The sequence below is a fragment of the uncultured Campylobacter sp. genome (assembly GCF_938045595.1).
In the GTDB taxonomy this organism is placed as follows: Bacteria; Campylobacterota; Campylobacteria; order Campylobacterales; family Campylobacteraceae; genus Campylobacter_B.
Map to the genome: position 1 here is coordinate 18646 of NZ_CALIBB010000313.1, position 8800 is coordinate 27445.

Here is an 8800-nt window from a genome sequence, read left to right on the forward strand (position 1 = left end):
TTAAACGTTTTTGAAATTTTAAAATTTTGCGAAGGCAAGCGGGAACGGTCTGAAGCAGACATAAGGGCCCTGCAAATGGAATTTCGGATAAAATTTTATGAAGCGGCGGGCGGGCTAAATTTTAAAATTTGACCCGCCCTTAAGCTTAGAGGCTAAAAAACCACCACTAAAAACCACTTAAACGGCACCGGCGCGAAGATCGCGTGCGGCAAGCCCGCAGGCATGACGATGCTTTGCTCCGCTTTTACGCGGTGTTTCTGCCCGTCGATCGTGAAATCGCCCTCGCCCTCAAGCACGTAAACGAACGCGTCGCCGTCGGATTTGTGCGAGCTGATCTCCTCGCCGCCGTCGAAGGCGAAAAGCGTCATATTCAGCGCAGGATTTTGCGCGAGGGTGCGCGAAATCACCTTATGAGGGGATACTTCGACTAGCGAAGCAAGCTCTACGGCCTTAGCGGCGTCGATATTTTTGATGTGTTGCATAAGCTCTCCTTGAAATGAAATTTGATCGATTTTAGCTAAAATTTAGCAAGCCCGCTTTGATGAGCATCAATCCGGATCCGCGCTGAAAGGATTTTTCAGAAAGATCGGGACGAAATTTATAAGATATAGCGCGACCGCGGCGATGAAAAGCGCCGAGGGGATCATCACGTATAAAATAAAGCTCTCGCCCGCAAAAACGGCTCTTAAAGCCCCCGCGAGTAGAGCCAAAACGAGCGCCGCGCGGCTTAGGCGCGGAAAATTTAGCGGCGAAATTCCGCTGTGGCGCTGTCCGGCGATCATTCCCACAAAAAGTATCGCTCCGTAGATATAGCAGATCGCGATGACGTGCAGCGGCGCGGCAGCGTATCCCCCGCGTATCAGCTCCCAGCCCAACCACGCATAGCCCGCCGCGCACGCAGCCTGCAGCGCGTAGTAAAACGCCATATAGTGGCGGCTTAGAATTTCGGCGTAGTGCAGCTCGCGAAGCTTCGCCAAAAACAAAAATCCGATGCCAAGCGCGATAAATCCGCACGTCGCCTCGCTTAAAAATGGCGTCGCGAGCGCCAAAGCGAAGGCGAGGAAAGCGGCTAAATTTTTGTAGATAAAATTTGGAATAAAAACGGCGTCCTTCAGCCCGCCCTCTCTTAGCGCTTCGTTGCCGATGACGACGCTTATGCGGTAGCTTACGACGGCGATCGCCGCGACGTTGATATGCACAAAGCTAAGCAAAAACTTCTCATCCCCGCTCGCGCCGTAGGCCGCAGAGCAGGCGCAAAACGCCGCAAGGACCGCCAGGATGCTAAAATTATTCGAGTTTTTATCCAGCCACAAAAGCCATGCCGCAAAGATGAAAAATACCGCCCAAAACAGCCCCACAATCGCCGCCGCAAGCCGTAAATTTAAAAAGCTCGCGATAAAAGCCGCGATCAGGCAGGCGGCAAAGGCGAGCGAAACAGGCTTTAGCGAACCCTCGAAGTTCGTCCAATCGGGCAGCGCGGTAAGCAAAAACGCCGCGTAGATGCACGAAGGCGCCAAAAACAGAAAGTAAAACTTATGAGCGCCGACATAATCGATCGCCAGCGCATCGGGCGCTAAAAAGCTAAGCGCGCCCAGCGCCGCAAAAAAGCAGGCGCAAAGAACGAAAGCGCGCATCGGATGGGAGAAAAAATTCCTCGCGCGCTCATCTTTAAATTTAGGCGCGTAAAAGCCTAGCTCTTGCTTCTGCACCGAACACGACTCGGAATTTTTGAGCTCCTGCGGCGAAACGGGCTCAGTTTGGCTTTGCGTAGAATTAGCTTTGGAATTCCGATCGGAATTTTTAGCGCTTTGCGAGAAGTTCTGAACAGAATTCGGCTCGGTGCTTCTCCCGTTTTGTGAGAAATCCCACGCGAAATTTTGATTTTTAAAGCTTTGCGGGCGGGCGGGTTTGGAGTTTTGACTTTGATCGGAGCTTTTAACGCTTTGCAAGAAGCTTAGCGGTAAATTCCGTTCGGAATTTTTAATGTTCTGCGAGAAGCCCTGTGCGGAATTTTGATCGTAGCTTTTGCCGTTTTGTGAGAAGTCCTGCGCGGAATTTGGCTCGGAGCTGCTGCCATTTTGCCAGAAATCCTGCGCGGAATTTTGATTTTTAAAGCTTTGCGCGGGTTCCGCCTCCAAGCTGCGAGCGGAATTTTTGAAATTTCGCGTGAAATTTGAAGCGTAAATTTTGAAATTTTGCACGGGCTCGACCTCCAAGCCCCAGTCAAAATTTTTAAAATTTTGTGTAAAACCCGAGGCACAAATTTTAGAATTTTGCGCAACTTTGCAATTTCTGCGTCCGAGGCTCAATCCGTGCGACGTGCGGGTCTCGCGTCGAAAACTCGTCAAATTGCGCGAATTAGCGCTCTTATCAATACCTTTGTCGGCGCGGATTTGCTTTTTTAAATTTGCAAATTGCAGTGTGGCGAGGTTAAATTTCTTCAAATTTACGGGGCCAAAATTCTTAAAATCACGCGCGCCGTGTAAATTTAAAAAATTCCGCACCGCACAAAAGGTGCCTAGAGTGGGATTTTGCTCGCTACCTAGCCCACTTGCATCGCAAAACAGCGAGCGGTAGGCGCTCAAAAGGGCTTTTCGAGCGCTGTGCTGCGCGCCAAATCCACAATGCAGGCAGGCGGCACGAGCAGGGCGATCGGATACGCGCTGCAAAGGATCGCTCGCGTTAGGGCTACGTTGCAAGCCGGCACTCGCGCTGAAGTACGTATCGCCGCTAAATCTCGCCGTATTTCGCGCAGCAAAGCCGTAGCGCGCTGCGCTGTTCAGGAGCACGTTCACGATATAATCGCAGTTCGCACGGTTGCGCAGTTCGTATTTTGGTGCAGCAAAACCACGGCGCCAGGCGTCCTGCGAAAGGCTATATCCGCTTGCGCTAAGATCGCAGCATCCGATGTCCCGAAAGGGCCTGTCTATGCAAGCAACGAAATCATAACATTTAGTATCTCGCAAGAGCTTGTGCCCGCCCACACCGACATCTCGACATCTAATACTTTGTAAAAACCCATGCCTGCGAGCGCTGAGGTCATCGCATCTAGCGCCCGGCAAACGCCCGTGATTGCACACGCATGGATTGCGATACTCGCCAAAGCCTCGCTCGTCCGCGCCCGGGCCGCAACGTAAGTTTAAATTTTGTGCAGAACCTCCCTGTTTGCGCGCACTAAAGATAAAATTCCTACTCATAATAGCTCACTCCCCCAAACTGCTCGCTTACCACGCGCTCTTCGTACCGCTCGTCGCGCGCGCTTAGCGGCTCATCTAGACTCACGACGCGTCTAAGCCCCATCCCTTTGGGCTTGAGCTCGATGATCTCGTGGCTTAGGCGTGCGGCTTCGAAGCGGTCGTGGGTCACCAAAAGGCAGGCAAGCCCCTCGCGCTCGATCTTTGAGACTAAAATTTCGATCAGCACGCCGCGCAGATCGCGATCCAGACCTACAAACGGCTCATCAAGCAGTGCCAGATCGCAGCCGCTAAGGATCGTGCGCAAAAACGCCGTGCGCTTTTGCATACCGCCGCTTAGCTCGCGCGGGAATTTGTTCAGATCGCTCGGGCTTAGCCCGATCTTTGCGGCGAGGGCGTAAATTTTGCTCACGCCCGCGGGGCTAAAAATTTCAATATTTTTAAGCGCCGTGAGGTTCGGTAGCAGGCGGTTTTCTTGAAACAAAAAGCTGATTTTTTTAAAGCCGTTTTCGATCTGCCCGCTTTTTTTATCCTCCAGCCCGCAGACCAGCCGCAAAAGCGAAGTCTTGCCGCAGCCGCTGGGGCCAAAGAGCGTCTTTACTTCGCCTGCGTGCAGCCGCAGCGAAAAATCTGAAATTATAACGTCGCGCAAAATTTCGTAGCGCAGATTTGAAATTTTTAGCATCATCTGCTCCACGGCATCAGTAAAATTTGAAGCGGCTTGGTCACGAGATAATCGAAAAGCGCCGTAAAGGCTATGACTAGGCACACATACGCCATGACTTCGACCGTATCGATATTGACGCGCGCTTCGGCGATCTTTGCGCCGATGCCGTCGTTCGCACCCAAAAGCTCCGCCATCACAAGCACCTTCGCGCCGTTGCTAACCGCGACGTAGATCGCGGGAAGCAGCCGCTCGATTAGGTGCGGCGCGTAGAGGTAGCGCAGTTTTTTTAAAATTGAGCTTTTGTAGCTGTCGAAAAGCTCGGTATATTCGGCGCTCACGCTAGCCATCGCCTGCGCCGCGGACGCAAAAGTCATCGGCGCGACGACGATAACGACGGTAAAAAGCACGCTTATATCGCCGAAATGAAACCAAAATATCGCAAGCACGATCCAAACGATGGGCGGCGTCGAGAGAAGCACGGTAATTAGCGGGTTTAAAAAGGCTCGCAGGCTTTTGAAATACCCCGCCGCAAGCCCGCTGCAAATCCCCGCAAAAAGCGCGAGGAAGGTGCCTGCAAGCGCGCGCTTAAGCGACAAGGCCAGATCGTTTGCGGCGAAATTTTTTAAAATTTCGCACGCCTTAGAAAAAACAGCCGCGGGTTCTGGCAGAATGAGCGGCCCGTAAGCCTCGCTCGCTACCTGCCAGACGGCTACGAAAAAGCACACCACCCCCAAGCTCGCAAAGCCGCCCCATAGATAGTCTATGACGTAAAACACGGGGTTTTGAGCTTTGCGAATTTTATCGATTTTTAGCATAGAAAAAACTCGTCCTTAGGCATCGCGCCGCCGATGAGCTTAGGGTTAAATTCCATCAAAATTTCATAAAATTTCAAAAGCTCGTCCTTGATCTCGCTAGGCTTTTTGACGCATAAATTCGACGTATCGATACTCATAAATATCGCAGGCGGCGGCGCGGGAAAGAAATTTGTCCCGATCGCCGCGGCGCTTTGTTTGTTCGCTTTGATCCACGCAAGCGCGTCTGCCAGATCGGCATTGAAAATTTCAAAATCCGCCTTTTTTGCGGCGTAAAAATCGGTATCTGCGATGATGCCCGCTTGCGGGATTATGGGCTTTACCGAAAACGCCTGCGCCCACATATCGCTTAAATTTGCTCCTCGTTGCACGGCGATGCCCGATACTTTGCCCTTTAAGATCATGGCGCTTGCTAGCGGCTCCACCGTGATCGCGACGTCGTAGTCTTTGGCCAAAAACAGCTGCGCGCTCTCTGCGGGGCTGGCGGTGTAGTTGATGTTTAGCCCGCTAATGCCCTGCTTTTTCGCTATGGCTCGCACGATGATGTCTAGCATGTCGTTTTTAAAAGGCATGACGATCTTTTTGCCCTTCAGCTGCGCAAATTCCGTTATCTTCTCGCCCTTGCTCATCACGAAATTTAGCCCCTCGGTGAGGATATTTACCATGCCGATCTTGCGCCCCTGATTTGCGAGGTTCACCCCTACGTTGCTGGGGCTCATCATGACCTTGTACTCGCCGTTTGCCACGCCTGCACGAAGCTGATCGGGATCGCGCCAAAGCTCCAGCTTGGCGTCGTATTTTTTGCCGATCTGCCCCTGCATGCACGCAACGCCGATGATGAGGCTAGGCATCGCAGGCGCGCCGTAGATAGTAAAAGCTTCCTTTGCAAAAAGAGGGCTAGCAAGCCCGCTAGCCGCCAACGCAGACGTTAGTTTTAAGAAATTTCTTCTTTGCATCTGTTACTCCTTAACTTAAAATTTATATCTCTCTTTGTCATACAAATTTAAAACGCCGCATGAAAGCTCAGCCAAAACGTCCTACCAGGAGCATTTATCGTGCTAATCGGAGCAAAAGCCTCGATATGATCGGCGCTTATGAACTCAGCGTATTTTTTATCAAACACGTTATTTACTCCAAATTTCACGCCGAACTTATCTCGAATATTTACACCCGAATACAGATCCAGCGTCATGAAGCCCTTTGCCGCGTCTTTATCGTCTATACCAAGCCCGTTGGCTGCATCGAAATCACCGCGCGTATGCTTGCTTACGGCTCTGGCTGCAGCTCCTACGTTCCACGAGCCGTATGCGAAATAGTCCTTGTAATCTACGTTTAAATTTAACTCAAACGGGCGGATTTGATACAAAGCTCTACCGTCGGTATCGTTTTGTCCGTAGGTATAGTAGGCTTTTGCAGCGATACCGAAATTTTGCGTAACGTTAAATTTAGCATACGCGCTAGTCTGAATGATTTTGGCATCTACGTTTCGCGCTATTATATCGCCGGAATTTGCGTAAATTCCATACTGTGCGCGAGCGCGATCGAAGATTATTAGATTTTTAACGTCGTCGTAGCTGACGAATGCTCCCGCGTCCAAATCCCCGCCGAAAGCGCTTTTCATATAATCCGCGCCATCTTTAAATTTAGCTTCGAGCTTCACTAAGTTATGCTCCTCTTTTTTCAAGAACGGATTACCCACTATCGATGAGCCTGGTCTTTGGGATATTAGGCGATTTTGCGCACGATTATAGACGAAATTTCCCAAAGAGTTAAATTTCTCTACGTTATCTCCAATACGCTCTATGTGAGCTATCCGCACGCCGTAGAGCTGATTTTGCGGAGTAAAGTCGTATTTCAGCTCCGCACTATAAGCATCTTCTTTGAGCGTGCCGTCTACCTGCCGCCCATAAAAATTTTGCCACAACATATTGGCGCTAGGAAAGAGCGTCGCAGGATTTAGCGGATTTTCTAACGTAAGATCCGCTTTCTTTGCTTTAGCGATATCTTTTTCGTAAGCTAGAGCCGCAGTTAATTTGTGCTCGGATGAAAATTCGTAGCTTAATGTGTCAAAAATTTTAAAACGATCTATATTCAAATCCGCGAAACGATACGCGTTTAATATGCTCTGGTTGCCGTTTATACGAAATCTTCGCCCTAGATGCTCGTCGCGCTCGTAGCTGGCTCCGATTTGATTATGCCAAGAGCCCAAATCTGCGTCATATTTAAGATAATAATCCCAAATTTTACGATTCAGCTTGATCTGCATATTTTGTGGGCTATTTCTTAGCTTATAGTTATTCGCTTCGCGCTTTATATTACGATATCGTGCTCCGAATCTTACGGTATTGCTAAGCTCCTCTAATCCTAAGCGTCCGTCAAACCGCACAATGTGCCTATCGGTATCTACGGGATCCATCTGATACTCGGGCTGCTTATCGTCAGCTATATCGTCATGCATATACGTAAGGCGAAATTCTGCATATTCGCTCGGCACAAAACCTAAAATCGCAGCTTGAGCGAAGCGCTCGTAACCAAAATCTACCTCTCGGCCCAATCCGTCCTTGTAGCCGTTTGCCTTTGTGTGGTTGAGATTGAAAATACCGTAAAATTTGCTAGTACGGAAGTTTGTCAAAGCAGAGTTATAAAAATTTCTGCCGTAAAATCCGCTCTTTAGCCGTAGCGATGAGATCGCCTCGTCTATAGCGTCTGCCGCAGAATAATAATTTCGATCTGCGCGATCGAATTGGTTTTCTAACGTCTGCTTTTGTGCCGAAGGCGGAGCGATGAACTTAGGCGGACCGAAGGATTTTAGAGGACCGAACCTATCTGAATCCGCAAGCCTTTCCTCCTCTCCAAAGGCTCCTTGCGCGCTAAAAAGCATAAAAATTAACGAGGAACTAAGCAAAATTTTTCTCATTTCAACTCCCTAATTGATAATTGGTATAAATTATACTACAACTAAGAGTAAATTTATTTGATTTGAGTCAATATCTACTTTCAAATTCAACCCGTATGCTAAGCTACTACGTTGTATTTATAGGCGTGAAAAAGTAAAATTTATTATTAAATGTGATAAAATCCGCAAATTTCAATCCAAGGACATAAAATGAGAAGCGACATCATCAAAAAGGGCTATACGCGCGCGCCGCACAGAAGCTTGCTAAGAGCGACCGGGCTAAAGGACGAGGACTTTGAAAAGCCGTTTATCGGCGTAGCAAACAGCTTCATTGAGATCATCCCGGGGCACTTTTTCCTCAACAAATACTCCGAAATTTTAAAAGACGAGATCCGCAAAAACGGCTGCGTGCCGTTTGAGTTTAACTGCATCGGCGTGGATGACGGCATCGCGATGGGGCATGCTGGGATGCTTTATAGCTTGCCTAGCCGCGAACTGATCGCAAATTCCATAGAAACGGTGATGAACGCGCATGCCCTAGACGCCCTCGTATGTATGCCAAACTGCGATAAAATCGTGCCGGGCATGCTTATGGGCGCGCTTCGCGTAAACGTGCCGACGGTTTTTGTCAGCGGCGGTCCGATGAAAAAGGGCTACACCAAAAAAGGCGAGCCGATCGACCTATCCACGGCGTTTGAGGCGGTGGGTAAATTTGAAACCAAAGAGATCAGCGCCGAGGAGCTAAAAGAGATCGAGTGCGCCGCCTGTCCGAGCGGGGGCAGCTGCAGCGGGATGTTTACGGCAAACTCGATGAATACGCTGTGCGAAGCGATGGGTATCGCGCTAAAAGGCAACGGCACGGTGCCCGCGCTAACTCCCGAGCGCGAGGAGCTCATCAGGCAGGCGGGACGCCGCATCTGCGAGATAGCGCTCGATGAAAAATACAAAATCCGCAACATCGTGAACGAAAAATCGATCCAAAACGCCCTAGTCGTCGATATGGCGATGGGCGGCAGCAGCAACACCGTGCTGCATATCCTGGCTATCGCGCGCGAAGCGGGGGTAAATTTACAAATCGCGGGGCTCAATGAGATCAGCCGAAAGATAGCCCATATCGCCAAAATCAGCCCGAGCCTGCCAAGCGTGCATATGGAGGACATCGACCGCGCGGGCGGACTAAGCGCCGTGATAAATGAAATTTCGCGCCGCGACAACGGGCTACTGGGTCTAG

7 protein-coding genes are annotated in these 8800 nt (G+C 50.0%); 1 reads left to right on the forward strand and 6 read right to left on the reverse strand.

Features of this window, described 5'->3' with window-relative positions; translation table 11 throughout:
- Positions 1-152: 152 nt before the first annotated feature.
- The 6 genes from Q0340_RS12000 to Q0340_RS12025 form a co-directional block, all read right to left on the reverse strand.
- Positions 153-482 carry a cupin domain-containing protein gene (locus Q0340_RS12000; RefSeq protein WP_298083501.1) on the reverse strand — a complete coding sequence of 110 codons (330 nt, stop codon included), beginning with the start codon at positions 480-482 and terminating at the stop codon, positions 153-155.
- 66 nt (positions 483-548) lie between these two features.
- A complete protein-coding gene (locus Q0340_RS12005) occupies positions 549-3197 on the reverse strand; it encodes an NnrS family protein (RefSeq protein WP_298083502.1) in 2649 nt (882 codons plus the stop codon).
- A complete protein-coding gene (locus Q0340_RS12010) occupies positions 3190-3879 on the reverse strand; it encodes an ATP-binding cassette domain-containing protein (protein ID WP_298083503.1) in 690 nt (229 codons plus the stop codon). Before Q0340_RS12010 ends, Q0340_RS12005 begins: the two co-directional genes overlap by 8 nt.
- The gene (locus Q0340_RS12015; RefSeq protein WP_298083504.1) at positions 3879-4676 is read right to left on the reverse strand and encodes an ABC transporter permease subunit; all 798 of its coding nucleotides are present in this window, start codon (positions 4674-4676) and stop codon (positions 3879-3881) included. The genes Q0340_RS12010 and Q0340_RS12015 overlap by 1 nt, the downstream gene beginning before the upstream one ends.
- Complete coding sequence (locus tag Q0340_RS12020) at positions 4670-5629, reverse strand: ABC transporter substrate-binding protein (RefSeq protein ID WP_298083505.1); 960 nt, start codon at positions 5627-5629, stop codon at positions 4670-4672. Before Q0340_RS12020 ends, Q0340_RS12015 begins: the two co-directional genes overlap by 7 nt.
- A 47-nt stretch (positions 5630-5676) precedes the next feature.
- Positions 5677-7590 (reverse strand): TonB-dependent receptor, encoded by a 1914-nt coding sequence (locus Q0340_RS12025; RefSeq protein WP_298083506.1) that lies wholly within the window; start codon positions 7588-7590, stop codon positions 5677-5679.
- A gap of 189 nt (positions 7591-7779) precedes the next feature.
- On the opposite strand from Q0340_RS12025, the gene Q0340_RS12030 reads away from it, so the two are divergent.
- A partial coding sequence (locus Q0340_RS12030; RefSeq protein ID WP_298083507.1) for a dihydroxy-acid dehydratase occupies positions 7780-8800 on the forward strand: 1021 nt, incomplete at its 3' end.

Excerpts from the sequence above, each read along its gene's own strand:
- Q0340_RS12025 (WP_298083506.1), bottom strand. The coding sequence starts at position 7,590 with ATGAGAAAAATTTTGCTTAGTTCCTCGTTAATTTTTATGCTTTTTAGC.
- Q0340_RS12015 (WP_298083504.1), bottom strand. The coding sequence starts at position 4,676 with ATGCTAAAAATCGATAAAATTCGCAAAGCTCAAAACCCCGTGTTTTAC.
- Q0340_RS12010 (WP_298083503.1), bottom strand. The coding sequence starts at position 3,879 with ATGCTAAAAATTTCAAATCTGCGCTACGAAATTTTGCGCGACGTTATA.
- Q0340_RS12000 (WP_298083501.1), bottom strand. The coding sequence starts at position 482 with ATGCAACACATCAAAAATATCGACGCCGCTAAGGCCGTAGAGCTTGCT.
- Q0340_RS12005 (WP_298083502.1), bottom strand. The coding sequence starts at position 3,197 with ATGAGTAGGAATTTTATCTTTAGTGCGCGCAAACAGGGAGGTTCTGCA.
- Q0340_RS12020 (WP_298083505.1), bottom strand. The coding sequence starts at position 5,629 with ATGCAAAGAAGAAATTTCTTAAAACTAACGTCTGCGTTGGCGGCTAGC.